At 60.6% G+C, this 26,011-nt stretch carries 27 protein-coding genes; 16 read left to right on the plus strand and 11 right to left on the minus strand.

From position 1 onward, the window contains the following. The first annotated feature begins 1 nt into the window (after position 1). Positions 2-370 carry a response regulator gene (locus tag ABIE28_RS02430; protein WP_354059780.1) on the plus strand — a complete coding sequence of 123 codons (369 nt, stop codon included), beginning with the start codon at positions 2-4 and terminating at the stop codon, positions 368-370. Here ABIE28_RS02430 and ABIE28_RS02435 read toward each other — a convergent pair. Further along, a complete protein-coding gene (locus ABIE28_RS02435) occupies positions 367-1,392 on the minus strand; it encodes a substrate-binding domain-containing protein (protein ID WP_354059782.1) in 1,026 nt (341 codons plus the stop codon). The two genes, ABIE28_RS02430 and ABIE28_RS02435, sit on opposite strands and share 4 nt — an antisense overlap. Positions 1,393-1,884: 492 nt before the next feature. Between ABIE28_RS02435 and ABIE28_RS02440 the strand changes: the two genes are divergently transcribed. The 7 genes from ABIE28_RS02440 to ABIE28_RS02470 all read left to right on the plus strand — a co-directional run bounded on the left by ABIE28_RS02440 (position 1,885) and on the right by ABIE28_RS02470 (position 8,652). Continuing rightward, positions 1,885-3,153 (plus strand): ABC transporter substrate-binding protein, encoded by a 1,269-nt coding sequence (locus tag ABIE28_RS02440; protein WP_354059784.1) that lies wholly within the window; start codon positions 1,885-1,887, stop codon positions 3,151-3,153. Between the two features lie 79 nt (positions 3,154-3,232). Beyond that, positions 3,233-4,219: a carbohydrate ABC transporter permease gene (locus ABIE28_RS02445; protein ID WP_354059786.1), complete on the plus strand. Its 987-nt coding sequence runs from the start codon at positions 3,233-3,235 to the stop codon at positions 4,217-4,219. After that, entirely contained in the window at positions 4,219-5,064 is an 846-nt protein-coding gene (locus ABIE28_RS02450) for a carbohydrate ABC transporter permease (RefSeq protein WP_354059788.1), read from the plus strand. Before ABIE28_RS02445 ends, ABIE28_RS02450 begins: the two co-directional genes overlap by 1 nt. Before the next feature lie 4 nt (positions 5,065-5,068). Continuing rightward, complete coding sequence (locus tag ABIE28_RS02455) at positions 5,069-6,076, plus strand: ABC transporter ATP-binding protein (protein WP_354059789.1); 1,008 nt, start codon at positions 5,069-5,071, stop codon at positions 6,074-6,076. A 166-nt stretch (positions 6,077-6,242) separates the two neighbouring features. After that, positions 6,243-7,025: a ThuA domain-containing protein gene (locus ABIE28_RS02460; protein WP_354059791.1), complete on the plus strand. Its 783-nt coding sequence runs from the start codon at positions 6,243-6,245 to the stop codon at positions 7,023-7,025. 179 nt (positions 7,026-7,204) lie between these two features. Continuing rightward, positions 7,205-8,248, plus strand: coding sequence for a Gfo/Idh/MocA family protein (locus tag ABIE28_RS02465; protein ID WP_354059793.1), 1,044 nt, complete (start codon positions 7,205-7,207; stop codon positions 8,246-8,248). Between the two features lie 149 nt (positions 8,249-8,397). Then, entirely contained in the window at positions 8,398-8,652 is a 255-nt protein-coding gene (locus ABIE28_RS02470) for a GlsB/YeaQ/YmgE family stress response membrane protein (protein ID WP_354059795.1), read from the plus strand. Between the two features lie 77 nt (positions 8,653-8,729). On the opposite strand, the gene ABIE28_RS02475 is transcribed toward ABIE28_RS02470, so the two are convergent. Continuing rightward, positions 8,730-10,334, minus strand: coding sequence for a bifunctional metallophosphatase/5'-nucleotidase (locus ABIE28_RS02475; protein ID WP_354059797.1), 1,605 nt, complete (start codon positions 10,332-10,334; stop codon positions 8,730-8,732). 306 nt (positions 10,335-10,640) lie between these two features. On the opposite strand from ABIE28_RS02475, the gene ABIE28_RS02480 reads away from it, so the two are divergent. The 5 genes from ABIE28_RS02480 (at position 10,641) to ABIE28_RS02500 (ending at position 14,165) form a co-directional block, all read left to right on the plus strand. After that, positions 10,641-11,102, plus strand: a complete 462-nt coding sequence (locus ABIE28_RS02480) for a GtrA family protein (RefSeq protein WP_354059799.1) — start codon at positions 10,641-10,643, stop codon at positions 11,100-11,102. Next, positions 11,099-11,722 carry a class I SAM-dependent methyltransferase gene (locus ABIE28_RS02485; protein ID WP_354059801.1) on the plus strand — a complete coding sequence of 208 codons (624 nt, stop codon included), beginning with the start codon at positions 11,099-11,101 and terminating at the stop codon, positions 11,720-11,722. Before ABIE28_RS02480 ends, ABIE28_RS02485 begins: the two co-directional genes overlap by 4 nt. A 61-nt stretch (positions 11,723-11,783) precedes the next feature. Next, positions 11,784-12,431, plus strand: a complete 648-nt coding sequence (locus tag ABIE28_RS02490) for a ThuA domain-containing protein (RefSeq protein ID WP_354059803.1) — start codon at positions 11,784-11,786, stop codon at positions 12,429-12,431. 79 nt (positions 12,432-12,510) lie between these two features. Beyond that, positions 12,511-13,380, plus strand: a complete 870-nt coding sequence (locus tag ABIE28_RS02495) for a cytochrome b/b6 domain-containing protein (RefSeq protein WP_354059805.1) — start codon at positions 12,511-12,513, stop codon at positions 13,378-13,380. Beyond that, the gene (locus ABIE28_RS02500; RefSeq protein WP_354059807.1) at positions 13,377-14,165 is read left to right on the plus strand and encodes a molybdopterin-dependent oxidoreductase; all 789 of its coding nucleotides are present in this window, start codon (positions 13,377-13,379) and stop codon (positions 14,163-14,165) included. The genes ABIE28_RS02495 and ABIE28_RS02500 overlap by 4 nt, the downstream gene beginning before the upstream one ends. Positions 14,166-14,276: 111 nt before the next feature. Here the strand turns inward: ABIE28_RS02500 and ABIE28_RS02505 are convergent, their stop codons facing one another. Further along, on the minus strand, positions 14,277-15,221 hold the full coding sequence (locus ABIE28_RS02505) for an ABC transporter substrate-binding protein (protein WP_354059809.1): 945 nt from the start codon (positions 15,219-15,221) through the stop codon (positions 14,277-14,279). A gap of 466 nt (positions 15,222-15,687) precedes the next feature. On the opposite strand from ABIE28_RS02505, the gene ABIE28_RS02510 reads away from it, so the two are divergent. Then, complete coding sequence (locus ABIE28_RS02510; protein WP_354059811.1) at positions 15,688-17,253, plus strand: DEAD/DEAH box helicase; 1,566 nt, start codon at positions 15,688-15,690, stop codon at positions 17,251-17,253. Positions 17,254-17,460: 207 nt separating this feature from the next. Here the strand turns inward: ABIE28_RS02510 and ABIE28_RS02515 are convergent, their stop codons facing one another. From ABIE28_RS02515 to ABIE28_RS02545, 7 genes are all read right to left on the minus strand, one after another. Beyond that, the gene (locus tag ABIE28_RS02515) at positions 17,461-18,876 is read right to left on the minus strand and encodes an alpha,alpha-trehalose-phosphate synthase (UDP-forming) (protein ID WP_354059813.1); all 1,416 of its coding nucleotides are present in this window, start codon (positions 18,874-18,876) and stop codon (positions 17,461-17,463) included. A gap of 25 nt (positions 18,877-18,901) precedes the next feature. After that, on the minus strand, positions 18,902-19,678 hold the full coding sequence (otsB, locus tag ABIE28_RS02520; RefSeq protein WP_354059815.1) for a trehalose-phosphatase: 777 nt from the start codon (positions 19,676-19,678) through the stop codon (positions 18,902-18,904). Between the two features lie 494 nt (positions 19,679-20,172). Continuing rightward, a complete protein-coding gene (locus ABIE28_RS02525) occupies positions 20,173-20,796 on the minus strand; it encodes a nucleoside deaminase (RefSeq protein ID WP_354059817.1) in 624 nt (207 codons plus the stop codon). A 58-nt stretch (positions 20,797-20,854) separates the two neighbouring features. Then, positions 20,855-21,628 (minus strand): META domain-containing protein, encoded by a 774-nt coding sequence (locus tag ABIE28_RS02530; protein WP_354059819.1) that lies wholly within the window; start codon positions 21,626-21,628, stop codon positions 20,855-20,857. Positions 21,629-21,698: 70 nt separating this feature from the next. Continuing rightward, positions 21,699-22,190, minus strand: a complete 492-nt coding sequence (locus ABIE28_RS02535; RefSeq protein WP_354059821.1) for an ureidoglycolate lyase — start codon at positions 22,188-22,190, stop codon at positions 21,699-21,701. Continuing rightward, positions 22,187-23,014, minus strand: coding sequence for a bifunctional allantoicase/(S)-ureidoglycine aminohydrolase (locus ABIE28_RS02540; RefSeq protein ID WP_354059823.1), 828 nt, complete (start codon positions 23,012-23,014; stop codon positions 22,187-22,189). The genes ABIE28_RS02535 and ABIE28_RS02540 overlap by 4 nt, the downstream gene beginning before the upstream one ends. A gap of 70 nt (positions 23,015-23,084) precedes the next feature. After that, complete coding sequence (locus tag ABIE28_RS02545) at positions 23,085-23,414, minus strand: ArsR/SmtB family transcription factor (protein WP_354059825.1); 330 nt, start codon at positions 23,412-23,414, stop codon at positions 23,085-23,087. Positions 23,415-23,496: 82 nt separating this feature from the next. Here ABIE28_RS02545 and ABIE28_RS02550 point away from each other — a divergent pair, with 82 nt between their 5' ends. Further along, complete coding sequence (locus ABIE28_RS02550) at positions 23,497-23,958, plus strand: SRPBCC family protein (RefSeq protein ID WP_354066388.1); 462 nt, start codon at positions 23,497-23,499, stop codon at positions 23,956-23,958. A gap of 128 nt (positions 23,959-24,086) precedes the next feature. Here the strand turns inward: ABIE28_RS02550 and puuE are convergent, their stop codons facing one another. Continuing rightward, on the minus strand, positions 24,087-25,502 hold the full coding sequence (gene puuE, locus ABIE28_RS02555) for an allantoinase PuuE (protein WP_354059827.1): 1,416 nt from the start codon (positions 25,500-25,502) through the stop codon (positions 24,087-24,089). A gap of 152 nt (positions 25,503-25,654) precedes the next feature. Here puuE and uraH point away from each other — a divergent pair, with 152 nt between their 5' ends. Further along, entirely contained in the window at positions 25,655-26,011 is a 357-nt protein-coding gene (gene uraH, locus ABIE28_RS02560; RefSeq protein WP_354059829.1) for a hydroxyisourate hydrolase, read from the plus strand.

Here is a 26,011-nt window from a genome sequence, read left to right on the forward strand (position 1 = left end):
CGTGATTAATGCAGCAACGACCGTATTGGTGGTCGAAGACGAACCTTTGGTTCGCATGGCCATTGTCGACCATTTGATCGACGAAGGCTTTGTGGTGCTGGAGGCGGCAAATGCCGACGAGGCGGTGGCGATCCTCGTAACCAATCTCACCATCCATATCATGTTCACCGATATCGATATGCCTGGCGGTACCGATGGGCTCAAGCTCGCGGCCGCGGTGCGCGATCGTTGGCCGCCGATCAAGATCGTGGTCACCTCTGGACATCGTGCGATTGCGGCAGGTGATCTGCCCGCTGAGGCGCAGTTCTTTTCCAAGCCCTACAGCCCTGACACTATCGTCAACACGTTTCGCCAGCTAATGGGCGGCTAGGGCTTGGTGGCTGGTGGCGGCGCGGAGCTTTCGCGCAGCACCAGTTCAACCGGCCAGAGTTCGTGCACGGATTCGACCGGTTTCCCTGCCAAGACCTGCAATACGAGGTCTGCCACGCGGCCTCCAGCAGCCCGGATCGACGAGCGGGTGGTGGACATGCTTGGATACATGTTGTCGGCGTTAAGGTACGGGAAAACGTCATCATGGGCGATGATGGACACGTCTCGGCCCAGCTGCAGGCCGGCTTGCCGGATGGCCCGGAACACACCTAAAGCCGTCATCATCGAGCCGGGCAGGAAAGCGGTGGGGCGGGGGCGCAGTTCGAGCATGGACTGAGCCAGACGGAAACCCACTTCGTCGGTGAAGGGGGCGTTGCTGACCAGAGCGGGATCGAACGGAATACCGCGCGCCGAGAGCGCCGCCAGATAGCCGATTTCGCGGTGTTGCGCGAAGGTGCGTTCTTTGAGGCCATTGAGCAGCGCGATGCGACGGTGGCCCAGATCGAGCAGGTGGCTGGTGGCGCGTTCGGTGGCGCCGGTATTGTCGATATCGAGCCAGGCAATGGGTTTGGCGATATTGGTGCGGCCATGCAGCACGAAGGGGATTTTGAGGTCCATCAACAGCTGCGCGCGTTCATCGTGCAGCGTGGGCGATTGGAGGATGACGGCGTCGACCTTCTGGCTGGCGGCAGCGCGGCGATAGGCGGCGATTTCGTCCTGATAGCTGCCGACGGTGGTGACCATGATGTCGATTTCCTGCTCGACAAGACGACCACCGACACCGGCCAGAAATTCGCTCATATGGGGGCCGAGTTCGTCGGCACCGCGCACCACCATGCCAATGGCGCCGGCGCGTCCCGTGGCCAATCGCAGGGCATTGGCATTGGGCCGATAGCCCAGCCGTGCCGCGGTTTCGGCGACGCGCAGGCGCGTGGCCTCGTTGACTTCGGGATAGCCATTGAGCGCACGACTGACCGTTGTTTGTGACAGGCCGAGCTGCTCGGCCAGATCCTTCAGTCTCATTGCTTCCAACTGGCCCTGGACAGCGCATGACCAATGCGACGGGGCGGCGCTGCGTCGAGGCGCGCCAAGGTCATTGCTTGCCATAGGGCAGGCAGGCCGCCTTGAACAGCGGTTCCTGCACCCTCCTCCAGCATTCATTCAAAGCGATTTCAAATTTTGATGCAAGTGCCGAAATTTGAGCCGAATTTCTGAGGTGCGTACATCAGGTCAAAATCGGCGTTTCTTAATAAGTTCGCGTCATGGAGTTTCTAAGTGACTGATAAGTAATAGTTTTCGCAATAACTTCGAAATATTTCTTAACACCTGCCACTTGCTACGCTTGACAGAAATCGCGCGCTCTGTTTCTTTTTCATTCAAAGCGCTTTGGAAGAGATGCGGAATACCGCTGACCGGAGCGCTTTTTGGGGAGGATGTCTGGACTGGGCCGCGCCCTTGGCGGTGGCTGGATCAGGCGTGCCTCCCCGACAGTTGGTTCATTCGGGAGGAAATCTAATGAAGTTCAACAAGCTACTCATCGGTCTGATGACCAGCGTGACGCTGGTTGCCGGTGCCGCGCAGGCAGCAGACCTTGCCATCGTGTCGGGGGACACGGGCACGGGCTTGGCATTCCTGCGCACCCAGCTCGACATTTTTGAAAAAGACACCGGCAATAAGGTCACCGTGGTGCCAATGCCATCGTCCACCAGCGACCAGTTCGGCCAGTATCGGCTGTGGCTGGCTGCGGGCAATACCGATATCGACGTGTACCAGACCGACGTGATCTGGGCACCGCAGCTTGCTGACCAGTTCCTCGACCTGACCGAAGCGGCCAAGGATGCCGTGGGCGAGCACTTCCCCTCGATCATCGAGTCGCAGACTGTGAACGGCAAGCTCGTTGCCATCCCCGGCTTCACCGATGCGCCAGCGCTGTTCTACCGCAAGGACCTGCTGGAGAAGTACAACAAGGAAGTGCCAAAGACCTGGGCTGAGCTCAAGGCGACCGCACAGGAAATCCAGGACGGCGAACGCACCGGCGGCAATGCCGACATGTATGGCTTCGTGTTCCAGGGCAATGCCTATGAAGGCCTGACCTGCAACGCCCTTGAATGGGTGAAGTCCTATGGCGGTGGCCAGATCGTTGAGGCCGATGGCACCATTTCGATCAACAACCCGCAGGCCGTGGCTGCAATCGAAGAAGCCGCCAGCTGGATCGGCACCATCTCGCCTGAAGGCAATCTGGCATATCAGGAAGAAGAAAGCCGCGGCGTCTGGCAGCTGGGCAATTCGGTGTTCATGCGCAACTGGCCTTATGCCTACGCACTGGGCAATGGCGCGGACTCGCCGATCGCCGGCAAGTTCGACGTTGCGCCGCTGCCAGCCGGTGAGGGCGCTGATGCCCGCTCGGCGGCAACGCTTGGTGGCTGGAACTTTGCTGTGTCCAAGTACTCGCCAGATGCGGACGAGGCCATCAAGCTAGCGCTGTTCCTTGGCTCGTCGCAGGTGCAGAAGAACCGCGCCATCAACCAGACCAACCTGCCGACAATCGCAGCGCTTTATGAGGACGCTGACGTGCTCAAGGCTGCGCCATTCATGGCCAACTGGAAGGAAATCTTCGAGAACGCCGTGCCACGTCCTTCGGCGCCAACGCAGGCCAAGTACAATCAGGTCTCGTCGCTGTTCTGGAGCGCCGTGCATGACACCCTTTCGGGCAACGGCACTGCTGCCGAAAATCTCGAAGGGCTCGAAGCCGACCTGACCGATCTCAAGGGTAATGCCTGGTAATTCCTCCCAGCGCACAGTGAGGTGGACGGCGGCTTTGCCCGCCGCCCACCTCCCTTAGGCACCACTTATATCGGGAGGAATGACAATGGCGACGGATGCTATTGGGTCTGTGGCTGCGGCGGCCAGACCAAGACAAAAATCGGAGCTCATGCTGCAGCGCGCGCGTGCTGCGCGGTGGTTCCTGCTCCCCATGCTGATCGTACTGGCGATCGTGGCCGGATGGCCCTTGCTGCGCTCGATCTATTTCTCTTTCACCGACGCATCGCTCAACAACCTCGCTGGGGCTGAGTGGATTGGCGTCGGCAATTATCTGCGCTGGCAGGTGCTGGAAAGCGGCACCGTGCGCTATCGCGGCCTGCTGGTGGACCCCGCCTGGTGGAATGCCGTGTGGAACACCGTGCGCTTCGCCTTCTGGTCGGTGCTGTGGGAAACCGTGCTCGGCATGATCGTCGCACTGGTGCTCAATGCCGAGTTCCGCGGACGTGGCCTTGTTCGTGCCGCCATCCTCATCCCATGGGCGATCCCGACCATTGTGTCGGCCCGTATGTGGAGCTGGATGCTCAATGACCAGTTCGGCATTCTCAACGATCTGGGCATGAAGCTGGGCCTGCTGAGCCAGAAGGTGGCCTGGACCGCCTCGGCCGATACGGCCATGACCGCCGTGCTGGTCGTTGATATCTGGAAGACGACGCCCTTCATGGCGCTACTGATCCTGGCGGGCCTGCAGATGATCCCCAAGGACATCTATGAAGCTGCCGAAATCGACGGTGTGCATCCGGTCAAGCAGTTCTTCAAGATTACGCTGCCGCTGGTGCGTCCGGCGCTGATGGTTGCGATCATTTTCCGCGTGCTCGATGCCCTGCGTATTTTCGACCTGATCTACGTGCTGACGCCCAACAGCTCGGCGACGAAAACCATGTCGGTGCTGGCGCGCGAGAACTTGTTCGACTTCGACAATTTTGCCTACGGCTCGGCGCAAGCCACGCTGCTGTTCCTGATCATCGCCGTGTTCACCATCCTCTATATCTGGCTGGGCAAGGTCAATTTTGACGGGGGAGACCGCTAATGACCGGCACATTCGATCTCTGGAAACTCACCAAGCAGACGCTGTTCTATCTGCTGGTCGTGGTCATCGTGGTGATTTCGGTTTTCCCGTTTTACTACGCCATCCTGACCAGCCTCAAAACCGGCACGGACCTGTTCCGCGTCAACTATTGGCCGACCTCGTTTAGCTTCGCCAACTATCAGGCTGTGTTTGCGGTCGGTACGTTCCCGCAGAACCTGCTGAACTCGATCTTTATCGCCTCGGTCACGGTGCTCCTCGCTCTGTTCATGGCGGTGACGGCGGCCTTTGCGCTGAGCCGTGTGCGTTTCCGTGGGCGCAGCCTGTTGCTGATGACCATTCTGGCCGTCTCCATGTTCCCGCAAATCGCGGTGCTGGCGGGCCTGTTTGAAGTCATCCGGGCCCTTGGCATCTACAACACGCCCTGGGCGCTGATCTTCTCGTACACGATCTTTACTTTGCCCTTCACCGTGTGGGTGCTGACCACCTTCATGCGTGACCTGCCGGTCGAGATCGAAGAAGCGGCGATTGTCGACGGCGCGAGCCCCTGGGTGATCATCACCCGTGTGTTCCTGCCGCTGATGTGGCCGGCGCTGGTGACGACGGGCCTTCTGGCCTTCATCGCCGCCTGGAACGAGTTCCTGTTCGCGCTGACATTCACCTCGTCCAATGCGACCCGCACCGTGCCCGTGGCCATCGCGCTACTTTCGGGTGGATCGCAGTTTGAAACCCCGTGGGGCCTGATCATGGCTGCCTCGGTCATTGTTACCGTGCCGCTGGTAGTCCTCGTCCTGATCTTCCAGCGTAAGATTGTCTCTGGCCTCACCGCCGGCGGTGTGAAGGGTTAAGAAAATGGCAACTATCGAGCTTCGCAATATCCGCAAGGCCTTCGGCATCGTCGAGGTGATCAAGGGTGTCGACCTCAACATCCGCAAGGGCGAGTTCATGGTGTTTGTCGGCCCATCGGGGTGCGGCAAGTCCACGCTGCTGCGCCTGATTTCGGGACTGGAAGACATCACCTCGGGCGAAATGCTGTTTGACGGCAAGGTGGTCAACTCACTGGCCCCTTCCAAGCGCGGCATCGCCATGGTGTTCCAGTCCTATGCGCTTTATCCGCATATGACGGTTTACGACAACATGGCCTTCGGGCTGACCCTTGAAAAAGGGCAGAGCAAGGAAGAAATCCGCCGTCGCGTGGAAAAGGCCGCCGACATGCTGCAGATCCGGCAGTATCTCGATCGCCTGCCCAAGCAGTTGTCGGGCGGCCAGCGCCAGCGCGTGGCCATCGGCCGGGCGATTACCCGCGATCCGAAGGTGTTCCTGTTTGACGAGCCGTTGTCGAACCTTGATGCGGCTTTGCGCGTGGCGACCCGCATTGAAATCGCCAAGCTGCATGAGGAAATGCACGAGGTCACGATGATCTACGTGACGCACGATCAGGTGGAGGCCATGACGCTGGCTGACCGCATCTGCGTGCTGCGCGATGGGTTGGTGGAGCAGGTGGGCACACCCATGGAGCTCTACGAGACGCCCAATTCCGTGTTCGTGGCCGGGTTTATCGGGTCGCCGAAAATGAACTTCATTTCCGGCGACAAGGCCAAGCCATTTGGTGCCCATACCGTGGGTATTCGCGGCGAGCACCTGATGATCACGCCTGACGCTGGCGCGTGGAGCGGCACGGTGATCCATACCGAAAATCTGGGTGCGGATTCCTACGTTTATCTTGAGATGGGCACCGAGGAACCGGTCGTGGTGCGACTGGATGAATCGAGCACCTACAAGACCGGTGACGTGGTGCATCTGTCGCCGATGCAAGACAAGATCCATCTCTTCAACGAGGCCGGAAAGCCGGTCCAGTAAGGGCCGACTTTGATCACATTCGACCAGTAGACCTCACCCTGAGCCTGTCGAAAGGCGAGGTCGTGACACAACCCCCTACGACCTCGTGGTTCGACAAGCTCACCATGAGGTCTACTGCTAATTCCGGTCAATTGCGGCCGCAGGACCAATTCATAGGAGACTACCCATGCCGATCCGGACCCTGATCTGGGGCGAAAACGTCCACGAGCAGAAGAACAAGATCGTTGCCGATAATTACCCAACCGGCATGCATAACCAGATTGCAAAGCTGCTTTCGAGCGACAGTAATATCGTCACCAAGACCACGACGCTGCAGGAGCCCGAACATGGCTGCACCGTCGAGGCGCTGGCTGAAACCGATGTGCTGATCTGGTGGGGCCATGCGGCCCATGGCGACGTGCAGGACGAAATCGTCGAGCGGATCGCCAAGCGCGTCTGGGAAGGCATGGGCCTGATCGTGCTGCATTCGGGGCACTTTTCCAAGATTTTCAAGCGCCTGATGGGCTCGCCCTGTGCGCTGCATTGGCGCGAAGCGGGCGAGCGCGAGCGCCTTTGGGTGACCAATCCTGGCCATCCGATTGCCAAGGGGCTGCCGGCCTATTTCGAGCTTGAAATGGAAGAAATGTATGGCGAGCCCTTCAGCGTGCCGGAGCCACTGGAAACGGTGTTTGTCAGCTGGTTCCAGGGCGGCGAAGTGTTCCGTTCGGGCCTTACCTATCGGCGCGGCGCGGGCAACATTTTCTACTTCCGCCCGGGCCACGAAACCTATCCGACCTATCACGACGATACCGTCGGGCTGGTGCTGCGCAATGCGGTCAACTGGGCGTACAACGAGAACCAGTTCCCACAGCTGTTGCTGGCGCCAAACACGCCGGTGGATGAGGCGATCGAAAAGATCGAAGAGCGCGGCCCCAAGCTGCATCACGGTCGCGAAGAGGGCTTCAAATAGGACATTTTGGCTGGGTGCTGTTCGCTAGAGACCTCGTGGTGAGCCTGTCGAACCATGAGGTCGGGTACGCAGGACCCTGCCACGACCTCGTCCTTCGACGGGCTCAGGATGAGGTCTACTGCTAGACCGAGCTCACTCATGATTTCCGGGCCTGACACGGTCGCACAAGGAATAGAACAATGCGGATCCTCATTTTGGGAACCGGCGGCATGGCCAATCAGCATGCCAAGCATTTTGCGGCGATTGAGGGGGTGACCCTGGCCGGTGGCGTGGACGTCGACCCGGCTCGCGTCGAGGCGTTCTGCAAGGCGCATGATATCGAGCGCGGTTTTGGCTCGCTGGATGCGGCGCTGGCCTGGGGCGAGTTCGATGCTATCGCAAACGTGACGCCAGACAGCGTGCACCATCCGACCACGATGGCGGCGCTCAAGGCCGGCAAGCATGTGTTCTGCGAAAAGCCACTGGCGACCGACCACGCCAAGGCCATGGAAATGACCGAGGAAGCCGAGCGACGCGGCCTCGTCAATATGGTGAACCTCACCTATCGCAATGTCAGCCAGTTGCAAAAGGCGCGCGAAATCGTGCAGTCGGGCGCTGTCGGCACGGTCAAGCATTTCGAGGCGAGCTATCTGCAAAGCTGGCTGGTCAGCAAGGCCTGGGGCGACTGGCGCACCGAAAGCCAGTGGCTGTGGCGTCTATCAAAAAAGCACGGCTCCAACGGTGTGCTGGGCGATATCGGCGTGCATATTCTCGACTTCGCGACCTATGGCGCGGGCAGTGATTTCTCGCGGATTTTCTGCCGGCTGGAGACGTTCGCAAAGGCCGAGAACAACCGGATCGGCGAGTATGACCTCGACGCCAATGATAGCTTTGCCATGACAGCACAGCTCGAAAATGGAGCGTTGGGCGTGATCCACGCGACGCGCTGGGCGACCGGGCATTTCAATGAGTTGCGGCTGCGGGTTTATGGCGAGCTGGGCGCGGTGGAAATCCAGCATCGGCACGATTGGTCAAAGCTCTTCACCTGCCTTGGTGACGATGCCGAGACGGGGACCTGGACGGAAGTTGAGGTCGACCCGGTGCCGACCAATTACATGCGGTTTGCCGAGGCGGTTAAAGCGGGCAAGAACGAAGAGCCGAGCTTCCGGCATGCGACCAACATCCAGAAGGTGCTGGATCTCGCGACGGCTACGGATCGGGATCGGACGGAGCACTCGGTTTGAGATCGTTATTTGGAAGGGGATACCCCCACCTAACCTCCCCCTGATAGGGGGAGGAATCTGGCGGGTGGCTATGGTGAGATTTTGCTCGGTCTCTTGCAACCTGTTGTGGGCATTGCGACTTATCCAGATGACAAATATGGAGCGTCAACATGGGTATCATCGGAGCCATCATCATCGGCTTTTTTGCCGGCCTCATAGCCAAGTTCATCACGCCCGGCGACAAGAAGCCGACCGGTTTCATTCTCACGACGGTTTTGGGCATGGTTGGCGCGGTGCTGGCCACCTGGCTCGGCCAGCAGATCGGCTGGTATCAGTCCGGTGACGGCGCCGGGTTTATCGCGTCGGTCGTTGGCGCTGTAATCCTGTTGCTGATCTGGGGGCAGATTGTGCGGCAGCGGGCTTAGTATTTCGCCCTTCGAACGGTAGGGCATAAAAAAGGGCGCCCGGTGGGCGCCCTTCGCGGTTTTGTGAGCCTCAAGACCTACTTGATTTCGGTGATGCGGCCGTCGGTGTAGGGGGTGTATTCGCCGCCCAGTTTGGCGATGTAATCGGCGACGACCTGTTCCAGCGGTGGGCCGAAATCGTAGGGGTTGTCGCCTTCGGCGAACGTGCCGTAACCGTCGCCGCCGCCGCGCACATAGTCATTGGTGACGATGGTGTAGGTGGCGTCTTCGTCGATGGGGCCCCAGGCGTCGCCGCCAATCAGGACCTGAACGTCGCTGACGCGGCTGCCGGCTGGCTTTTTGAGGTCGAAGCTGTACTTGAGGCCTGCGACCTGAGCGAAGCGACCCGCGCCGTTTTCGACATCGCTGACGCCGTTTTCGAGGGCTTCGATAACGTCCGCACCGCTGATCTGGACGGTGGCGAGGGTGTTGGAGAAGGGCAGGACGGTCAGCACGTCGCCGACGGTGATCTGACCGGCATCGATGGACGAACGGATGCCGCCGCCGTTCTGGAAGGCGATGGTGGCGCCCTGATCGGCGGCGCGGTCAAGGATGGCATCGGCGAGCAGATTGCCCATCGAACATTCCTGTGCGCGGCAGACTTCGCGCGATCCTTCGAGGGCACCGGTGGTGGTGCCGATGACCTTGCCGGTCAGCTCGGAAATTGGACCGGCCAGTTCTGCGAGCTGGGTGGCAAAGGCCTCATCGCCCTTGACGGAAGCGTCGATGAGATAGGGTTCGCCGACGGCTTTGGTGACGACGCCCTTGTCGTCCCAGGTGATGGCGATGTCGCCGAGATACTTGCCATATTGGTTGGCCTGAACCACCGGCACTTCAACGCCGTCGGGGTTTTTGACCATGGTGGGGTAGGGGCCGGCAGCGCCTTCGGCGGTGTTGCTCAGAAGGGTGTGGCTGTGACCGCCGACGATGACGTCGACCAGCGGCAGGGCGGCCGCGACTTCGAGATCGACGGTGTAGCCGATGTGGCTGAGCAGGATGATCTTGTTGATGCCAGCCGCGTCGAGGGCTTCGGAAGCGCCGCGCACATATTGGATGACATCGTAGAACTCGATGTCGTCGGTCGAGGCGATTTCAGGGGTGTCCTCGGCGGTGGCGCCGATGATGCCGATCTTTTCGCCGCCGATTTCGATGACGATGGAGCCCTTGATCTTGCCGGCAAGGCTTGGATCGCGGGTGACGTCGAAATTGCCGCCGATGATGGGGAATTCAGCAGCGTCGATGAACTTGCGGAACTCTTCCGGGCCATCGTCGAATTCGTGGTTGCCGGTGGCGACGACGTCAAAGCCCATCTGATTGAAGAAGTCGGACACGACCTTTGACTTGTAGGTGGTGTAGTAGAGCGAGCCCTGGAAATTGTCGCCGGCGGACAGAAGCAGCGAGTTGCCGCCATCATATTTGGCGCGGGTTTCGTCGATTATGGTCTTGAGGCGGGCAATGCCGCCAAAGCACTCGCCGGCCGCATCGGTGGTCGCATCGCAGTTGGACGCGGAGCTGGTGATGGGGTCGAAGCGCGAGTGGAAATCGTTGATGTGCAGGATATTGAGCGTGAAATCTGCGTAAGCCGCACCGGAAAATCCGGCGCAGAGGGTGAGCGCGCTAGCGCCGAGGAGTAGTTTCTTCATCCCTGTTTCCTTTGTTTTGCTTGACGGCAGTTCAGTCCCGCGGCCGCCGACCCTCCGCCTTGCGGCGGTTCCCAAAGGGCCGGTGCAATCGAGCCACGGCTAGCAGGGAGTTAACCAGTCTTTTGTGACAGGGGAAACAGACCATTTGGTCAAATTTCTGCCGCGCGACAGGCAGATGCATCTTCAAGATGCGTCAACCATGTCACAGAATTTTGCCATCTGCCGCCGGACGATAAACTGGCGGGAAACGCGCTGGGTTCTATGGTGATTTCCAGATATACGCCCAGTCGATCAGGACTGTTCCCAATGAGCCTTCCCCCCGTGGCCAGCATGCAAGAGGCGCCGACCGTTGCGCGCCGGATGCCCGACTTCGGCGGGCTGTTCGCATTTATCGGCATTGGCGGCGGCGCTGCGGCAGCATTTGTGGTGCTATCGACCGTCATCATCTCGCTCAATACTGGCGTGGCGGACTGGATCGTCAATACGGGCTGCTATGCTGCCTTCATCATCCCAGTCTATCTGCTGCATCGCCGGCTGTCGTTTCGGTCCAATGCGCCGCATATGCAAGCTCTACCGCGCTATCTGGCAGTTCAGGGCATGGCGCTGATCTTGGCTGCTGTGTTTTCGTTTACCCTCCATGGTGTAATGAACATACCAGCATTGTTTTCATCCATGCTGGTCATTGCCCTGACTTCGGGCGTCAACTTTCTTGTTTTGCGCAGCTGGGCGTTTGCGCGGGCGCATTGGTCTGAGGTGACATCGTCATGATTGCAAGTTCGGCAAAAAACCTGCTCAACAATGTTCATGCCTCTGTCGTTTTTGGCCGCCGCGTGAAAGTGCTGTCGAGCTCGCTGGCAGCGGCTATCCCGACCGGCGGCACGGTGCTCGATCTGGGCTGTGGCGATGGCCAGGTGGCGGTTGGGCTGATGGCTCAGCGGCCAGACCTCAAGGTCGAGGGTGTCGACGTCATGGAGCGTCTGGTCACCCATATTCCGGTGACCGTCTATGATGGCAAGACGCTGCCTTTTGCCGATGACAGCTTCGATTATGTGACCATTGTCGACGTGCTGCACCACTGCGATGACCCAGCGGCTGTGCTGACCGAAGCGGCGCGTGTGGCGCGTCTGGGCGTGGTGATCAAGGATCATTTGCGCGAGGGTTTTCTCGCCGGTCCGACGCTGCGGCTGATGGACTGGGTGGGCAATCGCGGCCACGATGTGCGCCTGCCTTACAACTATCTCAACAATGCCCAGTGGACTGCCGCGTTCAAGCAGGCGGGCCTCAAAAAGACTAGCTGGCGCGATGCGCTGGGGCTCTACTCGACGCCGCTCAACTGGTTCTTCGAGCGCAAGCTGCATTTCGTCACTTTGCTGCAGAATGCCAACTAGGGTTCCAATGTTGCCCGAGTGAGATAATCTCCGCCGCGTTTGATTTGCGGAGATTGCCATCATGAAAAGCGCTTTGATTGTTTATGGCGGCTGGGCCGGCCATGACCCGGAAGAGTGCGCCGCGATTTATCGCCGGTGGCTGCACGAGGACGGCTATTCGGTGCGCATGGCCACCGAAACCACGGCATTTGCCGATCCGTCGATCCATGATCTGTCGCTGATCATCCCGATTTTCACGATGAGCAAGATTGCCAAGGAAGAGGCAGAAAACCTCTCCAAGGCCGTCGAGGGCGGCGTTGGGCTGGCCGGGCATCATGGCGGCATGAGCGACGCGTTCCGCGACTCCGTCGAATATCAGTTCATGGTGGGCGGGCAGTGGGTGGCCCATCCGGGCAATATCGTCGACTATACGGTCGACATTGCCGATCCGCTCGATCCGATCATGGCGGGGATCAAGGCGTTTCCCTATGCGTCCGAGCAATATTACATGCATGTCGACCCATCCAACCAAGTGCTGGCGACGACGACTTTCACCGGCGAGCATTTGCCGTGGATCGATGGCGTCAAAATGCCCGTGGTGTGGAAGCGCAAGCATGGCAAGGGGCGGGTTTTTCACTCAACGCTTGGCCATGAGGCCAAGGAATTCGAGCATCGCGAAATGGCGACCATCATGCGCCGCGGCATGAACTGGGCGGCGCGGGAGGAGTAGCTCTCCCCAAATCTTGATTGGAAACTTGTCGCCATGCGGAACCGTATCTGATCCAGTGCCGCACCAATGGGAGGGCAGGATGACCGCGATATCTGAGGGCAACGTAACGGCATCCGGCCAAACCGCCAGCAAGGGCCCGCTGATCTATCGGCAATCGATCTGGACGCGGGTGACGCACTGGATCTGGGCGATCTGCCTGTTTTTCCTGCTGTTGACGGGGCTGCAGATTTTTAACGCGCATCCGGCGCTTTATATCGGGCAGCAGTCGGGATTTGAGTTCAAGAACTCGATCCTTGAGATTGGCGCGTTCAACAGCGATATCGGCCCGCGTGGGCGCACGACGATTTTCGGACAGAGCTTTGATACGACGGGCGTGCTGGGCGTGAGCGGCACTGCGGATCGGCCGAGCTTTACGGCGTTTCCAGGCGCTGTGACCATTCCGTCCTATCGTGATCTGGGCACCGGGCGCGTGGTGCATTTCTTCTTTGGCTGGATATTTGTCGCGACGCTGTTCATCTGGTTTCTGGCCAGTTTCATCAACGGGCATATCCGGCGCGATATCCTGCCAGGACCCAAGGACATCAAGGGCGTGCCGCGCGATGTGGTGGACCACGCGACGCTGCGCTTCAAGCATAGCCGCACCTATGGACCGCTGCAGAAGCTGGCCTATTTTGCGGTGTTCTTCGTGCTGTTTCCACTGATCATCGCCACCGGGCTGACGATGAGCCCCGGCATGAACGCGGCAGCGCCGTGGATGCTCGATCTGTTTGGTGGGCGGCAGACGGCGCGGACCATCCACTTCATCACCATGCTGCTGCTGGTGACGTTTTTCATCGTTCACATCATCATGGTGGTGGCGGCGGGGCCGTTCAACGAGCTGCGCTCGATGATCACCGGTTGGTATCGGGCGAGCCCCGGCACGCCGCGTGTCAAAGGAGACAAGCCATGAAGGGCATCATCACGCGGCGCAATTTTCTGCGCAGTTCGGCGGTGGCCGGTTCGGGGCTGATCCTTGCCGGATGCGACCAGTTCGACTTTCTAGGGCAGCGCGACAATGGCGTGCGCAAGGTAATGGAGCAGGCCAATGTGCTGACCTATCAGGTGCAGCGGCGACTGGTGGGCGCGCAGGCGCTGGCACGAGAATACTCGCCCAGCGAAATCCGGCAGGGGCAGCGGCCCAACGGGTCAACCGACCCCACGACGCCGGAATATATGTTCCTGCGACAGCAGAATTTCGCCAATTACAAGTTGACCGTCAAAGGCATGGTGGAGCGCGAGGTGAGCCTGTCGCTCGACGAGTTGCGCAATATGCCGGCGCGCAGCCAGATCACGCGGCACGATTGCGTCGAAGGGTGGAGCTGTATCGCCAAATGGACCGGCACGCAGCTGGGGCCGATCCTTGATATGGCAGGCGTCAAATCGACGGCGCGGTTCTGTGTCTATCACTGCTACGACAATATCCAGAAGACGCTGGCCGGGGACATTTTGTACTATACCAGCTCAGACCTGATCGACGCCTATCACCCCCAGACGATCCTGAGCTATGGGCTGAACGATCAGGTGTTGCCGGTGGCCAATGGCGCGCCGATCCGCCTGCGCATAGAGCGGGCGCTGGGCTACAAGCAGCCGAAATATCTGCACACCATCGAGCTGGTCGATGACCTGTCGCCGTTTGGCCTCGGCAAGGGCGGCTATTGGGAAGACACCGGCTATGACTGGTATGGCGGGATCTGAGGCAGTTCAGACGGTCCAAAAGTAGACCTCATCCTGAGCTTGTCGAAGGACGAGGTCGTGGCGCCGTTTGGGTTCCCGACCTCGTGGTTCGACAGGCTCACCATGAGGTCTTCAATCAACCAGAGCCGCACGGCTGCGTTTGATCAGGTCGGTGAGTTTGTCGATCTGGTCGGCATACCTGCCATAGCTGCGAATCCATTCGGCGGGCCAATCGCCCATCTGTCCGGCGGCGACGGCGGGGAGGCGGGCGCTCAGGGGATTGTTGGTGAGGGTGTCGTAGGGGGAGGCTTCCCAGCGATCATCGAGCAGCAGGACATCGGCCTTGAGCGTGCCGATGTTCTCGGCGCTGAGGCTGAAATAGCTGGTGCCTGGCGTGGCCTCGGGGGAGACCAGATCGACGCCCCAATGGGCAAAGTCGTTGAGCTCGCCGAAATAGGCAGGAATGCCGACCGAAATGCTGCTGCCGCCGGGGGAGAGCGCCATGACGGTGAGGCCCGGCCTGGCAGCGGTGGCGGCTTCTAACCGGGCGACTGCAATGTCGAACCGGGCACGCTCGGCCAATAGCGGCGCGGTTTCGGTGTCGGCGCCCAGCGTGGCGGCAAGGGAGCGGTAACGCTCGAGAATATCGACAATGGAATTGGAGCGCTCGATGCCGATGGTGGGGGCGATGGTTTCCAGCCGGTCGGCAATGGCGTCGTCGCCGGTGCCGCCCTGATAGGTTTTCTCGATGGGCGAATATTCGGTGATGATGATGTCGGGGTCGAGGTTCAGCACCGCTTCGGCGTCGATTTCAAACCAGCCACGTGACACGACGGGGATGGCGGAAACGTCGACGCCATCAAGCGAGCGATCCAGCGAGGGCGGGCCATCGCGCAAGATGCCGACGGGGATGATGCCATAGGGAATGAGGGCCGCCGCAACGCTGCTATGGGCGATGATGCGGACCGGGGGCTGGTCCAGCGTGACGGATTTTCCGGCGCCATCGGTGTAGGACCACTCGGCCCCGAAGACGGGCGTGGTGAGGAGCAGGGCGGCGGTGACGAGGGCTTTGAGCATGGGGAAGTGTTAGCACAGTGCCCATGAGGCGGGGCAGATTTGCTGTGGTTGTTCGCACACACAACTGCGTTTGTCGTTAGCCACAGACTTGGATCCCGGCCTGCGCCGGGATGACATTGTGGGTGGGGTAGACTTCGTGCAACCCGGCCATGCGTGGGGGATCACTGAATAATCTTGCTATTTTGGGAAGACTGGCCCATATCAGCCCAATCGTCACTGGCGCATGGACCTTCAGTGGATCCGCTGGCGCCTTGAATACTTGTGACGGACTTCTCTTCTTATCCCCTTGCGGTGAGCGGCGAAGTCAGCCCGGAAACAGTTTGTCCGGGTTCGAGCCAGCACCCGCGCGATACTCCCTTTTATCGCCCGATTGCATTTATTGACCCGCCGACGTGTGTGCGTTCGGCGACATGCGCGCTGCATTGTTCTGCGCGCGTTGCAGCGCCACATGGGCGCAGAAAGACGTATGACTTTGAACGATTTTATTTCCCTCGGTTTGCCGACTGTATTGACCGATAGCCTGACGGCTGCGGGCTTTACCGAGCCAACCAAAATTCAGGCGCAAGCCATTCCAAAGCTTCTCGAAGGCAAGGACGTGATGGGCATTGCCCAGACCGGTTCGGGCAAGACAGCAGCTTTCGGCCTGCCAATTCTGGCTGGCATCCTTGGCCTGACCGGCCGTCCGCGGCCACTGACCACCCGTGCGCTGATCCTGGCGCCAACGCGCGAACTGGCAGTCCAGATCGATGAGAACATCCGCAAGTTTGCGGGCTCCAAGATGAAGCTCGACACCGTGCTACTGCTCGGCGGCGTGTCGCGCTACCATCAGGTCAAGCGCCTCGAACGCGGCGTTGACATCGTTGTGGCGACCCCAGGTCGTCTCAAGGATCTGATGGACGACGGCAAGATCAAGCTCAACGAAACCCGTTGGCTGGTGCTGGACGAAGCCGACCGTATGCTCGACATGGGCTTTATCGCCCCTGTGCGCGCTGTGGTGAAGGCTATCGGCATCAAGCGCCACACCATGATGTTCTCGGCCACCATGGCTCCGGAAGTTGCAGACCTCGCCAAGAGCCTGCTGCAGGATCCAGTGCGTGTCGATGCATCGGTTGCCGGTTCCACCGTGGTCAAGATCGACCAGCGCGTGATCATGTCCGGTGCCAAGGCAAAGCGCGGCGTGCTCAATGAGCTGCTGGCCAGCGAAACCGAAAACATGGAACGCGTGATCATTTTCTCGCGCACCAAGCATGGCGCTGACCGCGTCGCCAAGAACCTCGAGATCGACGGCCACAAGGCTGCAGCGATCCATGGCAACAAGAGCCAGAATGCCCGTCAGGCGGCCCTTAAGGGTTTTGCGAGCGGTGGTGTTCGCATTCTCGTCGCCACCGATATTGCTGCGCGCGGTATCGACGTTCCCGGCATCACGCACGTGGTCAACTACGAGCTTCCAGACGATCCGGAGAACTACGTTCACCGTATCGGCCGGACCGGTCGTAACGGCGCGTCGGGCTTTGCCATCACCCTGTGTGATGGCACCGAGCGCGGCAAGCTGCGCGATGTCGAGCGTCTGATCCGCCGCACGCTGCCCTATTCGGGCGACCTGCATAGCGGCAACGAAACCGGCGTCGTCGAGGCACCCCGTTCGGCTTACAAGAAGCCAAATGGTGGTCGTCCCGGCCCACGTTCGTCCAAGAACCCGCGCAAGGATCCAGTGGATCGTCGCGCACCGGCCGAGCGTCGTCCGTTCGCCGAATTCGCCAAGGAAGTGGGTGGCAAGAGCCAGCCGCATCACCAGCCAAGCGATACGCCACGTAACCGTCCTTCTGATGCGCCACGTTCGCGTCCGGCCGCTGAAGGCCAGCCAAGCCGTGGCGTTCGTCGCGACATGGAAACGGGCAAGCCAATGGCTGCAAAGCCAGCCGGCGCCAAGCCAGCTGCGACTAAGCAGCGTTGGGGCAAGTCGCAGAAGGACGCCATCCGTACGGGCGGTCGTTCCAATGCCGATCGCCAGCGCGGTCGTGCTGCCTCGTAAGGGCTTATGAGTTGAGAAAAGGGCGGCCCTCGTGGCCGCCCTTTTTGTTTCTGCCAAGGTTTTGCGGGCTGAGGGATTGGAGTACCCCCACCTCGCCTCCCCCTGATAGGGGGAGGAATTCTGGCGGTGGGTGGTGGCAGATGGCGCCACAGACTCGATCTGTTCCTCCCCTTTTCAGGGGGAGGCTAGGAGGGGGTATTCTTCCTGTCAGGCGACGGAGGCCAGATACAGAACATCCCTGGTGCCCGTGCCATCACCGTTGGTCATCGGTGCCAACCGATCCAGATAGCTGTGGCTCCAATTTTCGACATTGTGCTTGCGGGCGGAGGCCATCAGGGCTTCCCAGCGGCTTTTGCGTTCGTCGAGCGGCATGTCGAGCGCCATTCGGAGGGCTTCGGCGGTTTCGTCGGTGTCGAACGGGTTGACCAGCAGGGCTTCCTCGAAAATCTCGGCAGCACCGGCGAAGCGGGACAGGACCAGAACGCCGGGATTTTCCGGGTTCTGGCTGCCGACATATTCGTGGGCGACAAGGTTCATACCGTCGCGCAGAGGCGTGACCAGACCGACGCGGGCGAGGCGGTAAAGGCCGGCAAGGCTGGGCTGACCATAGGCGCGTTTCACATAGGTCAGCGGCTGCCAGTCGGGTTCGGCGAAGCGCCCCATGACGCGCCCGCACATGGCGTCCAGTGTGTCGCTGGTTTCCTGATATTCCTTGATGCTGTCGCGCGAGGGCGGCGCAACCTGCAGCATATGGATGAGGCGGCGGAAGCGGCTGTTGTTAGCGAGAAGTTTTTCATAGGCTTCGACGCGCTGCGGCAGGCCCTTGGAATAATCGAGCCGGTCGACGCCCAGGATCAGTTCCTGCTCGCCCATGACGCGCTCCATGCGCTTGATCATCTTGGTGGCGGCCGGGCTGACTGAGAGTTTGGCAAAGGCGTCGGGATCGGAGCCGATGGGGAAGGCCGCCACTTCGGTGCGACCGAAATCGACCGATTTGAGCGGGCTGCCCGATAGGCTCGAGGGCGACTGGTGTTCGGCAAATTCGGTGAAGGCGGCGACGTCGCGATTGGCCTGCATGCCGACCAGATCATAGCGCGACAGGTCGCGCATCAGTTCCTGATGGTGTGGGATGGCGTAGAGCGCGTCGGTCGTGGGGAAGGGGATGTGGAGGTAAAACCCGATGCGGTTGCGGGCGCCCAGATTGCGCAGTTCGGTAGCTAGCGGGATCAGGTGATAGTCGTGCACCCAGATGATGTCATCGGGTTTGAGATGCGGCAGCAGCGAGCGCGCGAACTGCGCATTGACGCGACGATAGCCCTCATACCAGTGGCCTTCGATCGTCGCGAGATCGAGCCGCAGGTGAAAGCTCGGCCAGAGAATCGAGTTGGAGAAGCCAGCGTAATAGGCGTGGTGGTCATCACGGGTCAGGTCGATCTGGGCGACGGTCAGGCCATCGATGTCTTCAAAGCGCGCTTCCGTCGAGGGCGCATCGACCATCTTGCCGGACCAGCCGAACCAGAAGCCGTCACGTTCGGCCAGTGTATTGCGCAGCGCGACGGCCAAGCCGCCGGCCGTCGGGCCTTTGCCCGGCGTTCGGTTCGATACGATGATGATACGGCTCATTGGGGCCCCCGCTCCGTGATGTGCATTAGTGTGTGATGGTCTCGTCGCGGTCGCGGGCGGCGATGTCGGAGAGTCCCTGGATCAGGGCGCGGACCGAGGCAACGTCGGCAATGCGCATGCGCGCGGCCGTGGTGCCCTGGCCCAGCTTGATGCCGACGCCGCCCAGATCCTGCGCGGCGATAAAACCATCTTCGTCGGTCACGTCATCGCCGATGAAAATCGGCGTGCGGCCGAGAAAGGGCTCTTCGCGCATGAAGGCGCGCAGGGCATCGCCCTTGTTGACGCCCTTGGAGCGGGCTTCGATGACCATTTTGCCGGGGACGAGCGTAAAACCATCCACTTCAGAGACCGCTTCCTGCATGGCGAGCATCACCGCGTCCTGCAGGTCGGGCGACTGGCGGAAGTGCAGCGCGACGGCGCCTTCCTTGGTTTCAAGCAGCAGGCCCGGATGGGCGGCCGTCAGCGGGCGAATGGCGTCGGCGATGTGATTGGCGGCATCAATAGCGGCTGGGTCGACACCTTCGACAAAGCCATCGGCGCGGCGGCGCTGGGTGCCATGGGCACCGGCGATGGGCAAATGCAGGGGGGCGAGGAAGCGGTCGATATCGGATATTTCGCGGCCGGTCAGGACGGCGAAGGCGCTATCAAGTTCGCGCACCGTGCGCTCAAGCTCGTGAGCGAGCGAAACGGGCACATCGATGCTGTCGGGCGTTTCGGCCAGTTCGACGAGCGTGCCATCGAAATCGGTGAAGATTGCCAGTTGAACGGGGGCATGGGGCGCTGCTGTGTTGATCTCAGACATCACGAACCTTTGCGTAATTCATCTGGAACTTAACGCGTGGGTTCCCGAATGGTTCGACCCCGCATGGCTGACATGCGGCATCTCCTGTTCTGAACGGAACAAGAATGGGTCATTGGTGCGCCGTTCAACCCCCGGACGCCTATTGAGGAGATACGCTGACTGAGGGCCAGACTGGAAAACCGGTCACACTCAGAACGCGCCAACGCCATGCCCGGATTGAAAACCATGCCCAAATTTCTGCTGGCCGCGCTGTTTGCTCTGGCGCTGAGCTTTTTGACATTTGCCGCGTCGTTCGCGGATGCGCCGCGCAGTGAGTGGCGGGCGGAAGTGGTGCAGCAGTAAAGCGGCAGCCCTATCGATTTCTTTGAGATTTTCAAAGGCATACTGCGCTGCCCTCGGACTTGATCCGAGGGCATCTCTCAGCCGGTGCGCGTGGCGAGTGGTCCTCGGATCACGTCCGAGGACAGTGTTGTGGGTGGAACGGATATCCTCGCCTAGGCCAGCGGGATGCCCTTATTGCCCTTGTCGTTCTGATAGGTCGCTGACAGGTCGGCGTAGATGCCGTTGAGGTCGTCGAAACGGGCGAGCAGGGCTTCGCGGTGGTCGCGGTCGAGGCTGGCGATCAGCCGCGCGATGTTGTGGCTTTTCCAGTAGGCATTGGTGCGATTGTAGAGGTCGCGGTCGGCGGGCACTTCGCTACGGTCGGGATCGGGGACGGCGTAGACGCCTTTGAGAATCTGGATGTCGTAGGGAATGGCGAAGCTGTCGCGGCTGTCCTGATGGCTGAACAGGTAATAGAAATTGTCAAAGCCCGACCACGTGATGCCCGACAGGCAGAGCGAGCAGGGCTCGTGGGTGGCCAGGAATAGGCAATCTTTTGGTTCGGGACGCTGATTGGCCGGAAGCTCGAAGAAGCGCTTGATGGCGTGCATTTCGCCATGCCAAAGCGGGTTCTCGATCTCGTTATTGGTTTCGGCGATCACCACCGACAGATCGGATTTGCGCAGGATGGCGGCGCCGAACAGCTTGTTGCCCTGAGCCACACCGCGCCGGGTGACGGGGGCGATATCGAGTTCGATGACGTCGAGCAGGCGAGAGACGAGCGTAGCAGTTTCCATGATGGCCCCGATTGGAATCATCTGAGCCTAGACAGAGCTGCCGAGCTTGAAAAGCCGATTACTTGGCACGGACCAGCCCGACCAGTGCCACGCCGGCCGGATCGATCAGCTTGAGCGTGTCGCCGGCGAGTTCGTAACCGGCAGTTGCGGCAAGGGCAGTAAACAGCCGGCCTTCCTGCGCCATGATTTCGGGCGCGCAGGCCATGCGGGTGCCGGCGACGGGGCCAAAGGACAGTGCGCCTTCAAAGCTGGCTTCGGTGAAGTAGTTATTGCAGCCGCCATTGCCTCCAGTGCGCAGATCTGCGGCGATCGAGAAGGTGACCTTGGAATTGGGGATCACCGGATCGCTGCCGATGCTGGTGACGCTCCAGGCGGTGCCGAGCAGGGGATTGGGTGTTTCGACAGGTGGGACAACCACGGGCGGCTCCTGCGGCTTGGCATTTGCGGTGGTAACCAGAATGCGCGTTGGCGCTGGGGCGACGGCATCAACGTGAACGGGTTCGGCGCTGCTGAAAACGACGCGGCCGCCGCTGCGGATTTCGGCAGTGAGCCCATAGAAGCGGTCGGGCTTGATGACGGTGCTGCGCACATTGAGCGTGAACTGCAGCGGCACTTGGCCTTTGGTGGGCAGTTCTGCCGCCGCGCTGGCGATGGGCGCGCCGCCGGACATATTGACCAGCGTGATCCACAATTCTGCGTCAGGCGGCAAGGCGATGCGTTCGCGATAGGTGACTTCGCCGGTGAAGGTGATGTCCTCGGCGAATGACATGCTGGCCATGGCCAGCAGCGCCAGCAGTGCCAATCCGGCGCGTTTGAAAGTGCTCAGCAGCATCTCGTCCTCCTGTGTCGGCGCTAACCTACCCCAGCAGAGCGTCAGTTTCGAGTGCGCTATGCGCAAAGGGTTAGCGTTGAGCGACCGTCAACGGCACATCGAAGTGGTGTTCTTCAAGATTGTTGCCATCGCCGCCTCGGTCGACAACGAGGAAGTCGCTGACTTCACCGAGCGTCGTCAGCACGCCATGCCAGGTGTTCATCCCGATATTGACGCCCTGGCCGGGCTTGGTGAGGAAGGCGCGCGGCGTGTCGGGCGTGCCCGAGCGATCCTCGGCGACGATGACGAGGAATGGACGTTCCGAGAGCGGATAGAAGGCCTGACTGCCAAAGGGATGCCGTTCGACGAGGCGCAGCGTCAGCGGCAGATCATAGGGCTGGCCACGAAATATCGAGATCAGCGGTCGGGGATTGGCCCCGCCCAGCTCGACATGCGCCAAATCGTGGTAGCGCTCGGTCATGCCGGAATTGATGGTGTAGTGCTGGGCGCCATCGAGCTCGATCACCTGACCGAAGGGGGCAAAGGCGGCGGCGGTCAGGGGCTCGATGAAGATCGTGCTCATGCGCGAAGGCTCAGCTTCATGTGGCGGTTGACGTCCTTGTAGAGCAGGTAGCGGAAGCGCCCGGGGCCAGCATAGCAGGCCTGCGGGCAGAAGGCGCGCAACCACATGAAATCGCCGGGTTCGACTTCGACCCAGTCGCGATTGAGGCGATAGACGGCCTTGCCTTCGAGCACATAGAGGCCGTGCTCCATGACGTGGGTTTCCTCGAAGGGAATAACCGCGCCGGGTTCGAGTGTGACGATATTGACGTGCATGTCGTGGCGAAGATCGGTGGGCTCGACAAAGCGCGTGGTGCCCCAGCGATCATTGGTGCCGGGCATCCAGCGGATCGGCTGGTCCTGTTCGTTGGTGACAAAGGCCGTCGGTGCCTCGATGCCGGGCACGGCCTCGTAGCGCTTGCGGACCCAATGGAACTGGGTCGGCACGGTGCCCTTGTTGACCAGGGTCCAGGTGCTGGCGGGTGGCAGGAAGGCGTAGCCGCCTTCGCTCAGGATGTGGCTTTGGCCGTCGATGGTGACGGTTGCTTCGCCTTGAACGACGAACAATACGCCTTCGGCCTCAGCGTCAGGCTCGGGGTGGTCGCTGCCGCCGCCGGGCAGAACTTCGACGATGTATTGCGAGAAGGTCTCGGAAAAACCGGAGAGTGGGCGGGCGATGACCCAGGCGCGGGTATCGGTCCAATGCGGCAGATAGCTGGTGACGATATCGCGCATCACGCCATGCGGAATGACGGCATAGGCCTCGGTGAACACAGCGCGGCCGGTGTGGAGCGCAGCTTGAGCGGGCAGGCCGCCGGGCGGGGTGGCGTATGTCGTGTCGGCCATTGGGTTTCCAGCGAGATTGGATCGAGGCGCAATCATCGGTGACCGCGCGCGTCCCGGCAAGGGCTGAATATCAGGCCGGTGTTTCGACCCGGCTTTTGAGGCGGTTCAACATGGATACGGCATAGGAGGCATAGGGGCCGATCCAGCGCTCGTGAATAGCGTGGATGGGCAAAGCGTCGAGGTGATTCCAACGTTCGCGGCCGCGCTTTTCAGCGATAACCAGCCCCGCTTCTTCGAGCACCTTAAGGTGTTGCATGACGGTGCAGCGGTCGATGTCGGGCAGGCGATCGCACAGCATGCCGGTGGTCAGCGGTTCGGCCTTGAGCAGGTCGCAGATATGCCGCCGGGTGCGGTGGCTGAGAGCTTTGAAAATCAGATCGTTTTCGTCTTCGGTTGACATGTTATATTTTTATAACATATTCTTCGGCCAGTCAAGCCTGAGGAGAGGCAAAATGCGTGCAGTCGTGACCAAGCAAACTCATATGAGCCCTGAGTTCCGGGTATCCGGCCGGATCGCCAAGCCGGTGCATGAAGTGTTCGAGGCGGTGGCCGATCCGCAAAAGCTCAGCGGCTATTTCACCACTGGCGGCGCCAAGGGGCGGCTGGAAACGGGATCGACCGTGACTTGGGATTTTCACGACTTTCCGGGGGCTTTTCCAGTGCATGTCGTCGAGGTCGTGCAGGACAAAAAGATCGTGCTGCGCTGGGAGGCGGCCGACGGCACGCCCGAGCAGGGTGGCAGCTACGAAACGACTGTCACTATGGGTTTTGAGAGTCTGGAGGATGGCAGGACGCTAGTGACTATCGCCGAGACGGGCTGGCGTGACACTGTGGCGGGACAGAAGGCGTCCTACGGCAACTGTGAGGGGTGGACGGGGATGCTGTGCGCGCTCAAAGTGTATCTCGAGCACGGATTTAATTTCAGACTGGGGTTTTACAAGTAGGGGCACCAACCCTGCACAATCGCTTCTCGCGGATTTGATCCGCGAGTCACCATCAGCTGGCGCGCGTGGATAGAGACCCACGGATCAAGTCCGTGGGAAGCGCTGGTGGGTGGGATAGGTTGCCCGGACTAATCCAAAATCGCTTTCAAACGCAGCAGCGCAATGCGTTCTACCTGTGCGCAGGCAGTGGCGAATTCGGCTTCTGCACTGTTGTTGATGCGGGTCTCGAAGGCGTCGAGGATCGAGGCCTTGGTGTTGTCGCGGACGGCGATGATGAAGGGGAAACCGAATTTTTCGACATAGTCGGCGTTGAGCGTGCTGAACTTGTCGCGTTCAGCGTCGGTGAGCTCATCGAGCGCGGCGGAGGCCTGTTCGGCAGTTGATTCTGCGGTCAGGCGCTTGGCGGCGGCGAGTTTTCCGGCAAGGTCTGGGTGGGCACGGAGGACGGCGAGGCGTTCTTCGGTCGTCGCCACGCGGAACTGGGTGCGCAGCGCGAAGTGGAGGCCGATGGCGGTGTCATTGGCGGGCGCGAGTTCGCCCTCCCAGGCGCGTTCGGCGATCCAGCGCGAGTGCTCGAAGATCGAGCCGTAGCGGGCGACGAAATCGGCTTTGTCGAGCTGGGACGGAACGACCTCGGGGGCGATAAAGGGGTGTTCCTTGGCCCAATGCTCGGCGATGGCGAGGCGGGTGGGCACCCAGACCTTGTCGAAGCCCAAGATATAATCGACGAATTTCTTGAGACCCTGATAGCGCCCCGGCTGGCCGACGAGGCGGCAGTGCAGGCCGAGCGACATCATCTTGGGCGAACCGGCCTGACCCTCGGCATAGAGGCAGTCAAAGCTGTCCTTCAAGAACTGGAAGTACTCTTCGCCATTGTCGAAACCCGGTGCGGTGACGAAACGCATGTCGTTGGCGGCAAGAGTGTAGGGGATGATCAGCTGTGGCTTGCCTTGATGGACGCGCCAATAGGGCAGGTCGTCATCGTAGGTATCGGACACATAGGCAAAGCCGCCGGCTTCGGACACCAGATCAACGGTGTTGAGGCTGGAGCGGCCGGTGTACCAGCCCTTGGGGCGTTCACCCGTGGCGATGGTGTGAAGGCGGATGGCTTCGGCTATCTGCTTGCGTTCGACCTCGGGCGGCATGTCCTTGTGCTGCACCCATTTGAGGCCATGGCTGGCGATTTCCCAACCGGCGTCCTGCATTGCCGCCAATTGCGCGGGCGCCCGCATCAGGGCGGTGGCAACGCCATAGACCGTCACCGGGAGATTGGCCTCGGTGAACAGCCGATGCAGCCGCCAGAAACCGGCCCGGGCACCGTACTCGTACATCGACTCGACGTTGGCGTGGCGCTGGTCGGGCCAGGGGGCGGCGCCGAGTACGTCGACGAGGAAAGCCTCGGACGCTGCGTCGCCGTGCAGGATATTGTTTTCGCCGCCTTCTTCGTAGTTCAGCACGAATTGAACTGCGACGTGCGCGCCGCCCGGCCAGTTGGCATTGGGAGGAGTTTGGCCATAGCCGTGCATGTCGCGGGGGTAACGCATTGATCGGGTCTCATCTACTGGTGCGGCAATCATACGGAGCCGGTTTGATAGAACAAGATGCACAAAAATAGACCAGTTGGTAAAAAATGAGCATTGCGCAACGCCAATGATGCGATAGTCTCTTTCTTTGGGGACTATAGACGGAGCAGCAAATGGCGGGAGTTGGGCGCCTCACAACGCATGTGCTGGACACGATGCACGGCAAGCCGGCCAGAGGCATGCGCATTGAATTGCTCTTCGTGCATGGCGATCACAATCACCACATTGCCGATAGCTACACCAATGCCGATGGGCGCGTGGACCAGCCGCTGCTGGACGAACAGCAGTTCCAGCATGGTGAGTTCGAGATCCATTTCCACGTCGGGCAGTATTTCGAGCGCCTGGGCGTCGAGATCGAAACGCCGTTTCTCGATGTAGTGCCGATCCGCTTTACGGTGTCGGAAGACAAGCACTACCACGTGCCGCTGCTGGTCAGCCCGTTCGCTTACTCGACCTATCGGGGGAGCTGA

Origin of the sequence: Devosia sp. 2618, from assembly GCF_040546815.1 — a bacterium.
Classification (GTDB): domain Bacteria; phylum Pseudomonadota; class Alphaproteobacteria; order Rhizobiales; family Devosiaceae; genus Devosia.

Coding starts and splice junctions, on each gene's coding strand:
- ABIE28_RS02515 (WP_354059813.1), bottom strand. CDS start 18,876: ATGAGCCGTATCATCATCGTATCGAACCGAACGCCGGGCAAAGGCCCG.
- ABIE28_RS02485 (WP_354059801.1), top strand. CDS start 11,099: ATGATTGCAAGTTCGGCAAAAAACCTGCTCAACAATGTTCATGCCTCT.
- ABIE28_RS02530 (WP_354059819.1), bottom strand. CDS start 21,628: ATGCTGCTGAGCACTTTCAAACGCGCCGGATTGGCACTGCTGGCGCTG.
- ABIE28_RS02475 (WP_354059797.1), bottom strand. CDS start 10,334: ATGAAGAAACTACTCCTCGGCGCTAGCGCGCTCACCCTCTGCGCCGGA.
- ABIE28_RS02525 (WP_354059817.1), bottom strand. CDS start 20,796: ATGGAAACTGCTACGCTCGTCTCTCGCCTGCTCGACGTCATCGAACTC.
- ABIE28_RS02465 (WP_354059793.1), top strand. CDS start 7,205: ATGCGGATCCTCATTTTGGGAACCGGCGGCATGGCCAATCAGCATGCC.
- ABIE28_RS02455 (WP_354059789.1), top strand. CDS start 5,069: ATGGCAACTATCGAGCTTCGCAATATCCGCAAGGCCTTCGGCATCGTC.
- uraH (WP_354059829.1), top strand. CDS start 25,655: ATGGCGGGAGTTGGGCGCCTCACAACGCATGTGCTGGACACGATGCAC.
- ABIE28_RS02445 (WP_354059786.1), top strand. CDS start 3,233: ATGACAATGGCGACGGATGCTATTGGGTCTGTGGCTGCGGCGGCCAGA.
- ABIE28_RS02535 (WP_354059821.1), bottom strand. CDS start 22,190: ATGAGCACGATCTTCATCGAGCCCCTGACCGCCGCCGCCTTTGCCCCC.
- ABIE28_RS02510 (WP_354059811.1), top strand. CDS start 15,688: ATGACTTTGAACGATTTTATTTCCCTCGGTTTGCCGACTGTATTGACC.
- ABIE28_RS02460 (WP_354059791.1), top strand. CDS start 6,243: ATGCCGATCCGGACCCTGATCTGGGGCGAAAACGTCCACGAGCAGAAG.
- ABIE28_RS02505 (WP_354059809.1), bottom strand. CDS start 15,221: ATGCTCAAAGCCCTCGTCACCGCCGCCCTGCTCCTCACCACGCCCGTC.
- ABIE28_RS02545 (WP_354059825.1), bottom strand. CDS start 23,414: ATGTCAACCGAAGACGAAAACGATCTGATTTTCAAAGCTCTCAGCCAC.
- ABIE28_RS02440 (WP_354059784.1), top strand. CDS start 1,885: ATGAAGTTCAACAAGCTACTCATCGGTCTGATGACCAGCGTGACGCTG.
- ABIE28_RS02435 (WP_354059782.1), bottom strand. CDS start 1,392: ATGAGACTGAAGGATCTGGCCGAGCAGCTCGGCCTGTCACAAACAACG.
- ABIE28_RS02540 (WP_354059823.1), bottom strand. CDS start 23,014: ATGGCCGACACGACATACGCCACCCCGCCCGGCGGCCTGCCCGCTCAA.
- ABIE28_RS02450 (WP_354059788.1), top strand. CDS start 4,219: ATGACCGGCACATTCGATCTCTGGAAACTCACCAAGCAGACGCTGTTC.
- ABIE28_RS02470 (WP_354059795.1), top strand. CDS start 8,398: ATGGGTATCATCGGAGCCATCATCATCGGCTTTTTTGCCGGCCTCATA.
- otsB (WP_354059815.1), bottom strand. CDS start 19,678: ATGTCTGAGATCAACACAGCAGCGCCCCATGCCCCCGTTCAACTGGCA.
- ABIE28_RS02500 (WP_354059807.1), top strand. CDS start 13,377: ATGAAGGGCATCATCACGCGGCGCAATTTTCTGCGCAGTTCGGCGGTG.
- puuE (WP_354059827.1), bottom strand. CDS start 25,502: ATGCGTTACCCCCGCGACATGCACGGCTATGGCCAAACTCCTCCCAAT.
- ABIE28_RS02480 (WP_354059799.1), top strand. CDS start 10,641: ATGAGCCTTCCCCCCGTGGCCAGCATGCAAGAGGCGCCGACCGTTGCG.
- ABIE28_RS02550 (WP_354066388.1), top strand. CDS start 23,497: ATGAGCCCTGAGTTCCGGGTATCCGGCCGGATCGCCAAGCCGGTGCAT.
- ABIE28_RS02490 (WP_354059803.1), top strand. CDS start 11,784: ATGAAAAGCGCTTTGATTGTTTATGGCGGCTGGGCCGGCCATGACCCG.
- ABIE28_RS02495 (WP_354059805.1), top strand. CDS start 12,511: ATGACCGCGATATCTGAGGGCAACGTAACGGCATCCGGCCAAACCGCC.